General features: G+C 36.8%; 14 protein-coding genes. 9 read left to right on the top strand and 5 right to left on the bottom strand.

Annotation, left to right across the window (positions count from 1 at the left end):
• Positions 1 to 113: 113 nt before the first annotated feature.
• On the top strand, positions 114 to 365 hold the full coding sequence (locus L1967_RS22505; RefSeq protein WP_420856428.1) for a cupin domain-containing protein: 252 nt from the start codon (positions 114 to 116) through the stop codon (positions 363 to 365).
• Positions 366 to 940: 575 nt separating this feature from the next.
• Here L1967_RS22505 and L1967_RS20020 read toward each other — a convergent pair.
• The 4 genes from L1967_RS20020 to gldJ all read right to left on the bottom strand — a co-directional run bounded on the left by L1967_RS20020 (position 941) and on the right by gldJ (position 5588).
• Positions 941 to 1537, bottom strand: coding sequence for a Crp/Fnr family transcriptional regulator (locus tag L1967_RS20020; protein WP_249603282.1), 597 nt, complete (start codon positions 1535 to 1537; stop codon positions 941 to 943).
• Between the two features lie 165 nt (positions 1538 to 1702).
• Positions 1703 to 2422: an iron-sulfur cluster repair di-iron protein gene (ric, locus tag L1967_RS20015; RefSeq protein ID WP_249603281.1), complete on the bottom strand. Its 720-nt coding sequence runs from the start codon at positions 2420 to 2422 to the stop codon at positions 1703 to 1705.
• 108 nt (positions 2423 to 2530) lie between these two features.
• A complete protein-coding gene (locus tag L1967_RS20010) occupies positions 2531 to 3823 on the bottom strand; it encodes a UDP-N-acetylmuramoyl-tripeptide--D-alanyl-D-alanine ligase (protein WP_249603280.1) in 1293 nt (430 codons plus the stop codon).
• A gap of 73 nt (positions 3824 to 3896) precedes the next feature.
• Positions 3897 to 5588: a gliding motility lipoprotein GldJ gene (gene gldJ, locus L1967_RS20005; RefSeq protein ID WP_249603279.1), complete on the bottom strand. Its 1692-nt coding sequence runs from the start codon at positions 5586 to 5588 to the stop codon at positions 3897 to 3899.
• 358 nt (positions 5589 to 5946) lie between these two features.
• On the opposite strand from gldJ, the gene porV reads away from it, so the two are divergent.
• The 8 genes from porV (at position 5947) to L1967_RS19965 (ending at position 14152) form a co-directional block, all read left to right on the top strand.
• Positions 5947 to 7101 carry a type IX secretion system outer membrane channel protein PorV gene (gene porV, locus L1967_RS20000; RefSeq protein ID WP_249603278.1) on the top strand — a complete coding sequence of 385 codons (1155 nt, stop codon included), beginning with the start codon at positions 5947 to 5949 and terminating at the stop codon, positions 7099 to 7101.
• Between the two features lie 94 nt (positions 7102 to 7195).
• Entirely contained in the window at positions 7196 to 7678 is a 483-nt protein-coding gene (gene cdd, locus L1967_RS19995; protein ID WP_249603277.1) for a cytidine deaminase, read from the top strand.
• Between the two features lie 108 nt (positions 7679 to 7786).
• Positions 7787 to 8785 (top strand): pyruvate dehydrogenase (acetyl-transferring) E1 component subunit alpha, encoded by a 999-nt coding sequence (gene pdhA, locus L1967_RS19990; protein ID WP_249603276.1) that lies wholly within the window; start codon positions 7787 to 7789, stop codon positions 8783 to 8785.
• A gap of 5 nt (positions 8786 to 8790) precedes the next feature.
• On the top strand, positions 8791 to 10404 hold the full coding sequence (locus L1967_RS19985; protein ID WP_249603275.1) for a pyruvate dehydrogenase complex dihydrolipoamide acetyltransferase: 1614 nt from the start codon (positions 8791 to 8793) through the stop codon (positions 10402 to 10404).
• A 69-nt stretch (positions 10405 to 10473) separates the two neighbouring features.
• On the top strand, positions 10474 to 11424 hold the full coding sequence (locus tag L1967_RS19980; protein WP_249603274.1) for a M28 family peptidase: 951 nt from the start codon (positions 10474 to 10476) through the stop codon (positions 11422 to 11424).
• Position 11425: 1 nt separating this feature from the next.
• Entirely contained in the window at positions 11426 to 12109 is a 684-nt protein-coding gene (locus tag L1967_RS19975; RefSeq protein ID WP_249603273.1) for an SDR family NAD(P)-dependent oxidoreductase, read from the top strand.
• Positions 12110 to 12118: 9 nt separating this feature from the next.
• Positions 12119 to 12718 carry a SprT-like domain-containing protein gene (locus L1967_RS19970; protein ID WP_249603272.1) on the top strand — a complete coding sequence of 200 codons (600 nt, stop codon included), beginning with the start codon at positions 12119 to 12121 and terminating at the stop codon, positions 12716 to 12718.
• A gap of 15 nt (positions 12719 to 12733) precedes the next feature.
• Complete coding sequence (locus L1967_RS19965; protein WP_249603271.1) at positions 12734 to 14152, top strand: DUF389 domain-containing protein; 1419 nt, start codon at positions 12734 to 12736, stop codon at positions 14150 to 14152.
• Here L1967_RS19965 and L1967_RS19960 read toward each other — a convergent pair.
• Complete coding sequence (locus tag L1967_RS19960; protein WP_249603270.1) at positions 14149 to 14913, bottom strand: ABC transporter ATP-binding protein; 765 nt, start codon at positions 14911 to 14913, stop codon at positions 14149 to 14151. The two genes, L1967_RS19965 and L1967_RS19960, sit on opposite strands and share 4 nt — an antisense overlap.
• Position 14914: the final 1 nt, after the last annotated feature.

Raw genomic sequence — 14914 nt, 5'->3', positions numbered from 1 at the left:
CAATTCTATTGTATCTTTGTCAAGTACAGAGTACATAAAGGGTTGGTTTTGATAATTGTATGTTTCGCAACACAAATATCTGCAACCCTTTTTTATTTTTAAAAAAAGTTTAAATCATTTCGCCTCCAAAAACTCAAGAGAAAAAACACTACCATAATAATTCTCAACAGTTTTTCAGAATTTTAAAAGGAAAAGCAACTTTTGAAATTGAAAACGAAATAATCGAAGTGGAAAGTGGTAGCGGAATTCATATACCACCGAAACTAAGACATCGAATTAGAAATGATCAATCTGAAAATTTGGAATTTATCGTGATTTCGCAACCAACAACTCGTGGAGATAGATATGATGAAATGAATGAATAAAACCGCCACGCGAAAACATCTAAACGCAATTACTGCAGATTTGATTTTGTATGAATCCACTCGGATTGCTTAGGTTTTTGTCTAACCGAAATTTAACGTATATTTTAACCAATTTTGGTAAATCAAAAAATGATAAATCTACCGATATCATATTGTTCCTAATTTCAATGCCTGTTATAGTTTAAGTGAATGACTGTAGTTGTTTTAAAGAATTGGAGCTTCAGCCTCTGATAATTCAAGTTTGATATGAGAGTTTAGTAATGGTACGACACTTTCGGTTTGTAGGTATGAACAGGGAAAGAAAACTAATCAAATAAAAATCCCGAAGATATATTAGACGGATTTGAAATTCCCGCATTGCATGACTTTAAGGGTACCGTTTAAATTTTATATAACTTTGAAGAGTATTTTAGCGATCAGACTGATGGAGCAATAACAGAACAATGGAAAAGATGTCATTGTGACAGTTAAATGGATAAAAGATTAAAAAAGAACATTTCTAAAATATTGGCTATAATAAATAAATCCTTGATTAGGAATGGAAATGAAGGTGTTGCATTTACCTGGTATTCATCTTATCGATAAACTTTTCGATTTTTTATTAGGACTTCTTTTTTGAGCTGAAGATTTTTTATCGCTCTAATAACCGTTTCTACACGTAAACCGGTAAGATCTGCTATTTGTTGGCGGGTGAGAGGTACTTTAAAAGAATATGGATCTTTTTGATGATGGACTTCATGTTTTAAATAATCTATAATTCGAATAATTCGGTGTTCTGCATCATGATTTGAAATTTCTGAAACCATGATGGCTTTATAGTATAGTCGTTTGGCCAGGGTTTTGGTTAATTTTAAATGAATATCGGGGTAGGCAATTAATAACTCTAAAAATGCCGATTTATGTAATTGAAGAACTATCGTGTCACAAAGCGCTTCTGCATTAGCGGGATAATTAATGTCGGCTAACAATGGAGGCTCACCAAAACTTTGATTGCTTCCAAAAATACCCTGGGTAAACTCCTTACCATCTTCTGAATAATTAGTCATTTTAACCTGACCTGTACTGATTTGGTAATAATTGATGGCGGGCGCAGCTTCAGAAAAAATAAGGTCTCCTTTTCTGAATTTCGCTTTTTTGGCTCCAAATTCTATGAGTAAGTCTTCATTAATCATGCGAATGAATCAGGTTTAAAAAATAAATATTAAAAAATATCGCTCAGAACAAATTTTCTGAGCGATATGATTCATAATCTGATTTAGAATTTACTTGATAATCGGGATGTCTCGAAATAAAAAATAATTTTTAATAAATGCCTTATGGGATTGCTCTCAGATAGTTTACCTAACTTCTTTTTCCAGCGCAAGTGCTTTTGGAAATAAAATATTGTTTTCTAAATGTACATGCTTATGTAAATCTTGCTCAAATTCATCTAATTTGGCATAATACGCCCTAAAGGTGTTGCATGCTCCTTCTGGGGGCGTGTAATTATTGGTAAGAATAGCAATTTGTCGCATAATCTCTCCAGCTGTTTCATGTTCTTCTTCCTTCATTTTGATAGGATAGTCTACCGTTTGGAATTGTGGCGTGTCAACTTTTGTTTTGGTCCTTTTTGCCTCCACTAATTTTTTAACAAAAGGAAAAAGAATGAGTTCTTCTTTTTTTAGGTGTCCTCCTAATTCAGCTGCAACTTCCTCAAATAATCTAAATATTTCTGAAAGTTCTGTGTAGTGGTGCCCGTGCACTTTTGTAACTTTTTTACCATACTGAAGAATAAGTGGAATACTTTCCTCTACATAGGTATGGTGAATATTAAAGATATAATCAGCGAGGAAATCAGCATCCCAGCTTTTATAATCATGATTTAGATCGGTTACCTGATCGATATTTTCTAAATCGCTTATTAATTTTGCCTGGTCTATTTTCGCTTTTTTACAGGCATTTTCTATAGTCACATTTCCGCCGCAACAAAAATCGATGCCATATTTTTTAAAAACGTGAGCGGCTTTAATATTTTCGGTAACTGTTTGTGCTACGGTATTTGTTTCTGCTACATTCATAATTTGAAAATTTAATGAGAAACAAAATTCCTGAAATACGCATAGCTACATTATGACTCAGGTCATAAGCATTAAATAGAAAATATGCTGATTTTTTTACAATTTCAATTATAGGTTTTCTGTGATTTTTTCGAGTGCTATTCCTCGGGATCCTTTTATAAGGAGATAGGAGTTGCTAATGGGATTAGCCGTTAAAAAAACCTTTAAATCGACTGCATTGTCAAATTTTTGAAATCCTTCGGGAGTTTTGGTTTCTTTGAAATGATGGCCTACTAAATAAACATTTTTAAGGCCTTTGTTGATGCAAAGATCCACGATGTTTTGATGCTCTGCTTTACTGTATTGGCCAAGTTCCAACATGTCTCCAATGATAACCACCTTCGATAGCGATGTCTTAATATTGCTGAAGTTAATAATTGAAGAACTCATACTGGTTGGATTGGCATTATAGGCATCTAGTATAAGTGTGTTACTCTTTGTTTTTAGTATTTGCGATCGGTTATTGCCGGGAGTATATTCTTTAATAGCTTCTTTAATTGCATTAAAAGGTACTTTAAAGTATAAGCCTATAGTAAGTGCAGCGGCGGCATTAAAAGCGTTGTATTGTCCTGTTAGCTGTGTTTCGAAAACTTCTTTGTTATAGTTGAACGAAGCGTATTCCAATCCATTTTGCGAAACTGTATAATCTATGGTTACCGCAGCTTTTTCTGTACTTCCAAAAGTGAAAATGTGAGAATAGCTATCTTGCCTATTTTGTATCTCATCATCCAGATTTAGGAAAAGCAATTTTTTATGATTTTTAAGATGAGTGTAAAGTTCGCTTTTACCTTTAATCACGCCTTCTATTCCGCCAAATCCTTCTAAATGGGCTTTTCCGAAATTTGTGATATATCCATAATCGGGTAGGGCAATTTCAGTAAGGAATTCGATTTCTCCCTGATGGTTAGCTCCCATTTCTACCACGCCAACTTCTGTGGTTTCATCCATTCTTAACAGGGTAAGGGGAACACCAATATGATTATTTAGGTTACCGGTAGTGGCAATTGTTTTATATTTTTTGCTGAGTACGGCATGGATTAATTCTTTGGTGGTGGTTTTGCCGTTGCTTCCAGTGATAGAAATTATGGGGATGCCTAGAAAACGACGATGAAAAGTGGCTAGTTTTTGCAAAGCATCCAGGCAATCGTTAACTAAAATATAATTATCCTGATCTTTAGCGTAAGCCTCTTCATCTACTATGGCAACTTCTGCACCTTTGTTTAAGGCTTCTTCTGCAAATTCATTTCCGTTAAAGTTTTCTCCTTTAAGTGCGAAGAATAAGCTGTTTGGTCTAATGTGACGGGTGTCTGTGCTTACTCCTGAGCTTGTAAGAAACCGACGATGTATTTTTGCTATGTTCATGTAATTAAGGTATAAAAAAAGCCCTAAAAAATTAGGGCCTTTTTTGTGAATATTTTTCTAAAACTTGCAAGACTTATTTTGCGCTGCGTGCTCGTTTTACATTGTCCATAGATTTTGCTCCTACTTTAGACATAGCGTTTCTAAATCCTATGTAGTCTGTAGCCATATCCTGAGGGAAAAACCTTCTTTGTGCAGGATCTAACCAATAAGCTCTATCTCTCCAGGAGCCACCTTTATAGACACGAACATCATCACTTATTAAAGTTGTTCTCTCTTTGTCGTCGTATTTAGGTTTTGCCTGAGTGGTATCTCCTATTGCTATACGATCAAAATCTGGAGAGTTATACATTCTCTTAGAATTATCTACATCCTGAAAAGGTTGGTAATATCTACTAGAACTTTTGTCGCCATCCCTAAAGTCTCGGTTGTCACTTTTCGAGAAATTAGTTCTCATGTAAGTTTCGTCTTCTGTGATTGGTTTTTGTACAATCTCACCAGGAAGATTTCTTGCAACAACTTTACCTGTGCTTAGCGTATCATATTTAATGTCGTCTATACCAACAACCTGAACGGTTCCGTCTTCGTTAATAGCATTTTCAGTGTAAACATTTCCACGATAGTAGTTAAAATCGTTAAATTCATCATCTACTATTGGTCGGTAAACATCAGCTACCCATTCGGCTACGTTACCAGCCATATCATACAATCCAAAATCATTTGCTTCGTAGCTCATTACCGGTGCGGTAATATCGGCACCATCATCACTCCATCCCGCGATTCCGCCGTAATCACCTGCGCCTTGTTTAAAATTGGCAAGTTGATCACCTTGTTTTCTAAGGTCGCCGCTACGGGTGTACCTTCCATCCCAAGGATATTTTTTTCTACCACGATAGATATTGTAATCACGAATTCCTACTAGTCCTAATGCAGCATATTCCCACTCGGCTTCAGTAGGGAGTCGATATTCAGGATATAAGATCCCATCTTTACGTTGTACGTATTGTTTGCCTCCAGAGGTGTTTCCTAGACTATCGGTAGATTGGTTACCTGCTAGTTTTTGAGATTTTTTACCACTTTGCGTCATTTCAGTATTCCCGCCGTATACTCTGCTTGGAGCATTGATATAGGTTTCAGTACTAAACGTCGCGCCAGGCTCCGTTTTGTATAAGGTCTCTTCAGAGATATAACCGGCATCTACCAATTGTTTCTCATTAACACGGTCTGTTCTCCACTTACTAAACTCTGCAGCCTGAACCCAGCTAACGCCAACAACAGGATATTCTGCGTAAGCGGGATGTCTTAAATAATTGTTCACCATGGTTTCGTTATAACCAAGGCGGTTTCTCCATACTAAAGTATCTGGTAAGGCACCATAGTAAATGTTTCTGTAGTTTTGTTGCGATGGAGGGAAAACTCTTTTCAACCAGTCTAAGTATTCAAGATACATACGGTTTGTTACTTCAGTCTCGTCCATATAAAAAGACTGGACGTGTTGTTGGGTAGGCGTGTTATTCCAGTCGTGCATTACATCATCCTGCACCTGTCCCATGGTAAATGTACCTCCTTCAATAAACACCAGTCCTGGTGCTGGTTCCTGTTCCTTGTAGTCCGTATCGTATTGAAATCCACCGTCTTTCGAGTTAATATCCCATCCGGTAGCTCTTGAGCTGTTTTTGTAATTTTTGGAATTGTTACATCCTACTAGACCAACGCCCAAAGCGATGGTAAAAATTGCTCTAAAAACAGTTTTCTTTCTCATTCTCATGTTCTCTTTAGGTAGAATTTTGGCTCTGCAATATAATAATTAACGGTAAAAGTACAAGTTTATTTTGTTCTAACCACCTTCATATTAATATATAACAGGCCGCTATAGCTGTACTATTTACTTTTTTAAAAGTTAGGCAAATATGCACAAATTAATGGCGTTAGCTGCAAAATTAGTATTTTTTTAATGTGATTTAGTGAAATTAATCCTTACTATTTTTCATAAAGTCCGATATTTCAGGCTATCTTAAAATTTGTTCTAATAAGCGAACGATAAGGTGTTTTAAACGAAATTTAAAATAGAGCCATTTAGCTTCTAATAATATTAGTATATATTTGTTTATCATTTAGTTTAAGAGATGAAGAAAATTTCAACGATTTTATTATTGGGTTCATTGCTTACCGCTAGTTGCTTAAAAGCGCAGGATATTAAGGATCGGGTGATTACTACTGCTGTTCCTTTTCTTCTTGTTGCGGCAGATGCCAGGGCAGCCGGGATGGGAGATCAGGGGGTTGCTACTTCAGTAGATGCTTTCTCTCAGCAATGGAATCCTGCAAAATTTGCTTTTGCGACGTCAGAACATGGTATAGGGATATCCTATACACCTTATTTAAGCGATATAGTTAGTGATATATTCTTAGGGGACCTTAGTTATTTTTATAAAATAGATGATCGTAGTGCTTTGGCAGCAAGCTTTCGTTATTTTAGTCTTGGTAGTATTGAGACCCGGCAGAATATCGAGCAAATCCCGCTTTTGGTAAATCCTAATGAATTGACATTTGATGTATCGTATTCATTAAAATTAAGTGAAACCTTTTCCATGGCGGTAGCAGGTAGATATCTTAGATCTGACCTTGGTTTAAGCGATGGGCAGGATTTAGGAGCTGCAGGTAGTTTTGGGGTAGATGTAGCAGCATTTTATCAAAGTGATGAAATTGTTTATAATAATTTTGATGGCGTTTGGCGTTTTGGTGTGAATATAAGTAATATTGGCCCTAAGATGAGTTATGATGATGCCGGTCAGGAGAACTTTATTCCAACCAACTTAAGGCTTGGAGGTGGATTTGATTTTATTTTTAATCCGGATAGTAAATTAGGGGTTTATCTTGAATTTAATAAACTTTTAGTACCAACACCACAGGATTTTAATGGAGATGGGATTATAAATCAGGAAGACGATGATGTTTATAATGAAACCAGCTCGATATCAGGAATATTTAAATCGTTTACCGATGCGCCAGATGGTTTAAGTGAAGAACTTAAAGAAGTAACCTGGGCATTAGGAACCGAGTATGCCTTTAGAGATGCCGTTAAATTAAGAGCAGGCTATTTTAACGAAAGTGATGAGAAAGGATATCGTAAATTTGTTTCAGTTGGGGGAGGCTTTAAATATCAGGAATTTATAATTATAGATATTTCCTATTTATTCTCAACCTCGCAATTTCCCAGTCCTTTAGATAAGACTTTACGATTTGGGCTTACCTTTAATTTAGGCGATGAATATATAAATTGATAATAGACAAAATAATAGAGAAATCTTTGTAAAAGCACCAATATGATGATATTGGTGCTTTTTTTGTTTATTTTGTTCTCCCGAAATTAATATTATGGAAAAAATAAAGTTTTCAGCCGAACTAGATGTTTTTGAAGATCAATCAAAATTGCCGCAGGAAGTTCAGCATTTAATGAAGCAGGCTATCGAGGCCCGAGATCATGCTTATGCACCATACTCTTCTTTTAAAGTGGGTGCCGCTCTTTTGATGGATAATAACGAGGTGGTGATTGGGAGTAATCAGGAAAATGCCTCTTACCCTTCAGGATTATGTGCAGAACGAACAGCTATCTATTACGCTGGTGCAAAATATCCGCAAATGCCAATAAAAGCGATGGCTATATCCGCAAAATCCTTAAATAAGGAAATTACTTCACCAATTCCGCCATGTGGAGCATGTCGTCAGGCTATTTGTGAATACGAAGTGAACCAGGAAAAAGGGATTACTATTTATTTTATGGGTGAAAAAGGAAAGGTGTACAGAGCGAAATCGATAAAGGAGTTATTGCCGTTTATATTTGATAAATTTAATCTTTAGTTTAGAAGATTTTTGCGGTAAAACTGTTTTCCATTCTTATTATAAATAGTATTTTTGTTATTCGCTTGGCGAAATCTATCTGTAAAGCCATAAAAATTTAAAAATTAAATGAAGAAAATAACAAAAGCCACGTATTTAAAGTGGTATGAGGATATGCTGTTTTGGCGTAAGTTCGAAGATAAACTTGCGCAGGTTTATATTCAGCAAAAAGTAAGAGGTTTTTTACATTTGTATAATGGGCAAGAGGCTATCCTGGCAGGTGCTTTACATGCGATGGATACCGAAAAAGATCGTATGATTACGGCTTATCGTAACCATGTTCAGCCATTAGGATTAGGAGTAGATCCTAAGCGCGTAATGGCAGAGCTTTACGGTAAAGGTACTGGTACTTCGCAAGGTCTTGGAGGATCTATGCACATTTTCTCTAAAGAACATCGTTTTTATGGTGGTCATGGTATCGTAGGGGGACAAATTCCTTTAGGTGCCGGGCTTGCTTTCGCAGATAAATATTTTAAAAGAGATGCTGTTACCCTAACTTTTATGGGGGATGGGGCTACTCGTCAGGGGTCATTGCATGAAACCCTAACGATGGCGGTAAATTGGAATCTTCCGGTAGTTTTCTGTGTTGAAAATAATGGATACGCAATGGGAACTTCTGTAGCCAGAACGGCTAAAAGTACCGATATCTGGAAATTAGGAAATGGATATGAGATGCCATGTGCGCCGGTAGACGCTATGGATCCAGAGAAAGTTGCTGAAGCTTTAGATGAAGCAATTACAAGGGCCAGAAAAGGTGAAGGTCCTACTTTCTTAGAATTAAAAACATATCGTTATAGAGGTCACTCTATGAGTGATGCACAGCATTACAGAACGAAAGAAGAGGTTGCAGAATATCAAAAGATAGACCCTATCACTAAGGTTAGAGATATTCTTATTGAAAAGAAATACGCAACCGAAGATGATATTAAGAAAATCGACAAGCGCGTTAAGGATAAAGTGAAGGAGTGCGAACAATTCGCAGAAGAATCAGCTTTCCCAGAAAAGAACGTAATGTACGATGTGGTTTACGAACAGGAAGATTATCCATTCTTACCACATAAACTATAAGAATTATGGCAGAGGTAATTAATATGCCGCGATTAAGCGACACCATGGAAGAAGGTGTGGTGGCAAAATGGTTAAAACAAAAAGGAGATAAAGTATCTGAAGGTGATATTCTTGCTGAAATCGAAACCGATAAGGCGACGATGGAATTTGAATCTTTCTACGAAGGTACACTCTTACACATAGGAATTGAAGAAGGAGAAACGGCACCGGTTGATACGCTTTTGGCAATCATTGGTAAAGAAGGTGAAGACATCTCTGGATTATTAAATGGTGAAGGTGGTTCTGCTGAAGATTCAAAAGAAGAATCGGCAGAGGAAGAAGCTGAAGAAGAAGATAGCGCATCTGAAGGAGGAGAAATCCCAGAAGGTGTAGAGATTGTTAAAATGCCTCGCCTTAGTGATACGATGGAAGAAGGAACCGTTGCTTCCTGGTTGAAAAAAGAAGGAGATAAAGTTGCTGAAGGAGATATTCTTGCTGAAATCGAAACCGATAAGGCGACGATGGAATTTGAATCTTTCTATGAAGGTACACTGCTTAAAATAGGTATTCCTGAAGGAGAAACTGCTCCGGTAGATAGTTTATTGGCAATTATCGGCCCTGAAGGAACCGATGTTTCTAATATAACTGGTGATTCTGCGGGTAAAAAGGCAGCTCCTAAAAAAGCAGAAAAGTCTGAAGCAAAGGAAGAAGAGAAAGAAACTTCTTCTTCAAGTACATCAGACGCTTCATCAGATAGCAGGATTTTTGCCTCTCCTTTAGCCAAGAAAATGGCTGAGGATAAAGGAATCGACCTTTCTAAAGTAGAAGGTTCTGGAGAGAATGGAAGAATCGTTAAAAAAGATATCGAATCTTACAAACCTTCTGAAGCTCCGGCTCCAAAAGAAACTAAGAAAGAAGCAGAAACTTCTGTAGCTGCTCCTTATGTGCCTGCTGGTGAAGAAAGTTTCGAGGAAATTAAGAATTCTCAAATGAGAAAGACGATTGCAAAACGTCTTGGAGAATCTAAATTTAGTGCTCCTCATTACTATCTTACCATAGAGGTAGATATGGAAAATGCAATGGCCTCCAGAAAGCAAATTAACGCGATGCCAGATGTAAAAGTTTCTTTTAACGATATGGTGATTAAAGCAAGTGCAATGGCACTTCGTAAGCACCCACAGGTAAACAGCCAATGGACAGGTGATGCTATGAAAATTGCAAAACATATCCACATGGGGGTTGCTGTAGCCGTAGAAGATGGTCTCGTGGTTCCTGTGCTTAAATTTGCAGATCAAATGTCGATGACGCAAATTGGCGGAAATGTAAAAGATCTTGCTGGTAAAGCGCGAAACAAAAAACTTCAGCCAAAAGAAATGGAAGGAAGTACGTTTACCGTTTCTAACCTGGGAATGTTTGGTATTACTGAATTTACGAGTATTATCAATCAGCCTAACTCGGCAATTCTTTCTGTAGGAACCATTGTAGAGAAGCCTGTAGTGAAAAACGGAGAGATTGTTGTTGGTCATACCATGAAGCTTACTTTAGCTTGTGATCATAGAACTGTAGATGGTGCCACTGGTGCTGCTTTCTTACAGGATCTTAAAACATATATCGAGAACCCTGTTACAATGCTTGCTTAATCAAGCTGGTAATTTTAGAATATTATGGAATCCCGCGTTTAATCGCGGGATTTTTTTATTTTAGCGATTATGAGAAAACCACTTAAAAACTTAGGAATTCTGGCATTAGGTTTAGTCGGAATGCTTTCCTGTAATGCACAGAAAAATGCAACCATTGATGTTTCTGCTGAAGAAATGAAAACTAATTTGGAGTATTTAGCTTCAGATGATCTAATGGGGCGTAAAACCGGTACAGAAGGGATTGATAAAGCAGCTAATTTTATCACTAATATTTTTGAAGAGAACGGAGTAAAACCTTACTACGATACGTATCGGGATCATTTTAAAATTGGTGATGTAGATGCCTTTAATATCGTTGGATATATAGAAGGTAGCGATCCTCAACTTAAAGATGAGTTTTTGGTAATAGGGGCACATTACGATCATATTGGTATAGGTAAAGAAGTGGATGGAGATACCATCGCAAACGGTGCTAACGATAATGCGGCGGGTACCACCGCCGTGGTAGAATTGGCTAAGTATTTTGCCAATCTTAAAGATAATAAGCGCAGTATGTTGTTTATTCTTTTTAGTGGGGAAGAAATGGGCTTAAAAGGATCTTTTCATAGTGCCAAAAAACTAAAAGAAGATGGTCTGGATCTTTATACCATGATTAACCTGGAAATGATTGGAGTGCCCATGAAAGATAAAGATTATCTAGCCTATGTAACAGGGTTTGAGGAATCAAATCTTGCAGAAAAATTTAATCAGTATACGGGAAAGAAAACTTTGGGATTTTTTGAAGGTGCCAAGAAAATGAATTTATTTAAAAGAAGTGATAACTATCCGTTTTATGCTGAATTTAAGGTACCTGCGCAAACCATTTGTACCTTCGATTTTACCAACTATCCGTATTATCATCATGTAAAAGATGAAGTTGCTGAAATGGATCCAGAACACATGGCCAATGTTGTGGAAGCAATTATTCCAGGCATTCATCAAATATTAAATACACCAGAGAAAGAAATAAAAATGAATTAGAATGAAGAATGTTGTTATCACCGGAACAAGTCGGGGAATTGGATTTGAACTGGTAAAACTTTTTGCTGAAGAGCATTATAATGTACTGGCACTTTCAAGAAATGATGGGCCATTATCTGAGCTGAAATTGGATAATATTAACACCTTTTCTTTTGATTTAGGGAATGCGTCTGATCTAAAAAAAGCTTCCGATTTTGTACAAAATGAGTGGAGCGGTAAAGTAGATATTCTTATCCATAATGCAGGGGCATTCTTAAATAAACCCTTTCAGGAAACCAAATTAGACGAGTTTAGGCAAATTTATGAGGTGAATGTCTTCGGATTAATCGGTTTAACTCAGCAATTGCTTCCGTTTATGACTGCCCAATCTCATATTGTAAGTATCAGCAGTATGGGCGGTGTTCAGGGAAGTATGAAATTTGCCGGTTTATCGGCATATTCTTCCAGTAAAGCAGCAATTATTACCTTAACCGAATTACTGGCTGAAGAATACAAAGAAAAAGGTCCCGTTTTTAATGTTTTGGCCTTAGGAGCTGTACAAACCGAAATGTTAGCCGCGGCATTTCCGGGCTTGGAAGCACCACTTTCAGCAGCAGAAATGGCCTCATATATTAAGAATTTCAGTATTACAGGAAGCAAATTTTATAATGGGAAACTATTGCAGGTTTCCAATAGTACGCCGTAAGATTTTAAAATGAATCAGGTTTTATCAAGATATTTACCAAGCCATGCCGTAGAGGCTGCTTTTATGCTCATTAAAGATAATAATGTGCATTTAAAAGTTGTGAATGAGCGACGAACAAGACATGGTGATTATCGACGAATGCCAGATGGTACCCAACAAATCACGGTTAATGCAAACCTGAATGAATATCGGTTTCTCATTACTTTAGTGCATGAAATTGCACATTTGCTGGCATTCGAAAAATATGGCAGAAGGATAAAACCGCATGGACAGGAATGGAAACTAACTTTCAGGAATTTAATGTTACCCTTTATTCGTCCCGAAATTTTTCCTTCTAAATTATTACCCATTATAGCCAGTCATTTTAGAAATCCTACCGCAAGTAGTGATACCGATGCAAGATTATCTATTGCCTTAAAAAGTTTTGACCAGCCAAACGATAAAAACTATATTTTTGAAGTTCCGTCGGGAGCATTATTCCGAATTTATAACGGTAAGATCTTTAAAAAGGGACCAAAAAGAATTAAGCGATACGAGTGTTTAGAAGTAAGCACAGGAAAGATTTATTTATTTCAACCTAATGCGGAAGTAGAACTTCTTAGAGCTTAGTATATTTCTGAAGTTATGGAAAAAGAGAACGAGAATTTAGAAAATAAAGAAGAATACCACGTACAGGCTAAAGGTTTTTTTCAGAGCACAAAAGTTTTTATTAATGATCTTTTGGATATAAGAACCGATAGTGACAGGGAGTCGACCTTAGAGGCCGTAAGAAAGGATATCTCTTTTAAAGGACACAATGCCTGGATTCTTATTTTCTCGATTTTTGTCGCTTCTATTGGCTTAAATGTAAGTAGTACCGCGGTAGTTATTGGAGCGATGTTAATTTCTCCTTTAATGGGGCCAATTGTAGGTATAGGAATGTCTGTTGCGATAAACGATGTAGATACCCTTAGAAAGTCACTTAAAAACCTTGGGATAATGGTTGTTTTAAGTGTGCTTACGGCATTCGTATACTTTAAAATTTCTCCGGTTACAGAAATTACGCCCGAGTTAGAAGCGCGTACGTACCCAACGATATTGGATGTTTTGGTGGCTATTTTTGGTGGTCTGGCATTGATTGTTGGGAAATCCAAGAAGGGAACGATTGCCAGCGTAATAATGGGAGTGGCTATTGCTACCGCCTTAATGCCCCCACTTTGTACGGTTGGTTTTGGGTTGGCAAATTCACAATGGCAAAATGCCGGTGGAGCCTTTTATTTGTTCTCGATTAATGCGGTATTTATTGCCCTTTCTACATTTGCTGTGACCAAATTATTAGGTTTCCCTTTGGTGCGTTATGCCAATAGTAAAAGTAGAAGAAGAACGGCTCAGGTGGCATCGGCCTTGGCGGTGATTGTAATGATTCCCAGTATTATCCTTTTTATTAATCTGTTGAATAAAACCCTATTTGAAACCAAAGCTAAAGATTTTGTATCTAACGATGTGCGGTATTTAGGAACCGAGGTTTTAAAGCAAGAATCCGATTTTGATGATAAAACCATCGATATTTATTTAATCGGGAAGCGCGTGCCTGAAACAATAGTCGACACATGGCGCGCAAGACTTACCGAAATTGAAGCCCTAAAAGAATCGAAATTAATTGTGCATCAAAGTGCTGAAGAGGGAGGGAATTTAGATGAGCTTTCCACACAGGTAAGAAGCGGTATTTTAGAAGATCTTTATCTAAAAAACCAGGAAGTTCTGGAAAATAAAGATTCAAAAATTAAACTTTTAGAGGATCGTATTAATAGTTATAGAAGTTCGCTTTTCGATTTTAATAGCTTAAGTAAAGAAGCTCAGGCCAATTACGAAGAGATTCAGAATCTAGGTTATTCCAATCAGATTGTGACCGATTTTAAGAACATTGATACCATTCCTACTTTTACGATTTCCTGGAAAAATAATATCTCTTCAAAAGAAAAAGAAGCAGCCCGTAAAAGGTTTGAAAAATGGTTGAATGTAAGGCTAGAATTAGATACGCTAACAGTAAAGTCGCTTAATTAATAACCTTTTAATTGTGCATCCCTTACTTTTTTAAAAAGGTTTGAAGAATACACAAAATCGGTCACCGTTTTATCTTCTGTTTTAAAGATCTCGTCTTTGGTGCCCGTCCAGGCTAAAAGGCCATCTTTAAGAAAAGCTATTTTCTCGCCAATTTCTAACACCGAGTTCATATCGTGGGTAATGATAATCGTAGTGATATCAAACTCATGAGTAATTTTCTGTATCAAATTATCGATGACTGTAGCGGTTGTAGGATCTAAACCAGAGTTAGGCTCGTCACAAAAAAGATATTTTGGTCGGTTTACAATAGCGCGTGCAATAGAAACCCGTTTTTGCATCCCACCACTAATTTCTGAAGGCATTTTATCGTCAGCACCAATAAGATTAACACGTTCCAAAACAGTGTTTACGCGTTCTTCCATTTCCGTTTTTTTCATTTTGGTGAACATCTTTAACGGAAACATCACATTTTCTTTCACTGTCATCGAATCAAACAACGCGCCGCCCTGAAACACCATTCCTATTTCTTTTCTAAGTTCACGTCGCTCTTCATCGGTAAACTCACTATAAGGCTTTCCGTCGTATTCAATAGTTCCTTTTTCCGGAGTAAAAATCCCCAGCATATTCTTTAGGAAAACACTCTTTCCAGATCCAGATTGGCCAATAATAAGATTTGTTTTTCCGCGTTCAAAAACAAAATTAAGCCCCTTTAAAACTTCTTCACCATTAAATGCCTTATGTAAATCTTTTACCTCTATCATA

Source organism: Zunongwangia pacifica (genome assembly GCF_023499215.1).
Lineage (GTDB): Bacteria > Bacteroidota > Bacteroidia > Flavobacteriales > Flavobacteriaceae > Zunongwangia > Zunongwangia pacifica.
This window is presented reverse-complemented; position numbering and strand designations above follow the sequence as displayed.

Bases quoted from the DNA above. Each gene is read 5' to 3' on its own strand.
- L1967_RS20020 (WP_249603282.1), bottom strand. From the start codon at position 1,537: ATGATTAATGAAGACTTACTCATAGAATTTGGAGCCAAAAAAGCGAAA.
- ric (WP_249603281.1), bottom strand. From the start codon at position 2,422: ATGAATGTAGCAGAAACAAATACCGTAGCACAAACAGTTACCGAAAAT.
- L1967_RS20010 (WP_249603280.1), bottom strand. From the start codon at position 3,823: ATGAACATAGCAAAAATACATCGTCGGTTTCTTACAAGCTCAGGAGTA.
- gldJ (WP_249603279.1), bottom strand. From the start codon at position 5,588: ATGAGAATGAGAAAGAAAACTGTTTTTAGAGCAATTTTTACCATCGCT.
- porV (WP_249603278.1), top strand. From the start codon at position 5,947: ATGAAGAAAATTTCAACGATTTTATTATTGGGTTCATTGCTTACCGCT.
- cdd (WP_249603277.1), top strand. From the start codon at position 7,196: ATGGAAAAAATAAAGTTTTCAGCCGAACTAGATGTTTTTGAAGATCAA.
- pdhA (WP_249603276.1), top strand. From the start codon at position 7,787: ATGAAGAAAATAACAAAAGCCACGTATTTAAAGTGGTATGAGGATATG.
- L1967_RS19985 (WP_249603275.1), top strand. From the start codon at position 8,791: ATGGCAGAGGTAATTAATATGCCGCGATTAAGCGACACCATGGAAGAA.
- L1967_RS19980 (WP_249603274.1), top strand. From the start codon at position 10,474: ATGAGAAAACCACTTAAAAACTTAGGAATTCTGGCATTAGGTTTAGTC.
- L1967_RS19975 (WP_249603273.1), top strand. From the start codon at position 11,426: ATGAAGAATGTTGTTATCACCGGAACAAGTCGGGGAATTGGATTTGAA.
- L1967_RS19970 (WP_249603272.1), top strand. From the start codon at position 12,119: ATGAATCAGGTTTTATCAAGATATTTACCAAGCCATGCCGTAGAGGCT.
- L1967_RS19965 (WP_249603271.1), top strand. From the start codon at position 12,734: ATGGAAAAAGAGAACGAGAATTTAGAAAATAAAGAAGAATACCACGTA.
- L1967_RS19960 (WP_249603270.1), bottom strand. From the start codon at position 14,913: ATGATAGAGGTAAAAGATTTACATAAGGCATTTAATGGTGAAGAAGTT.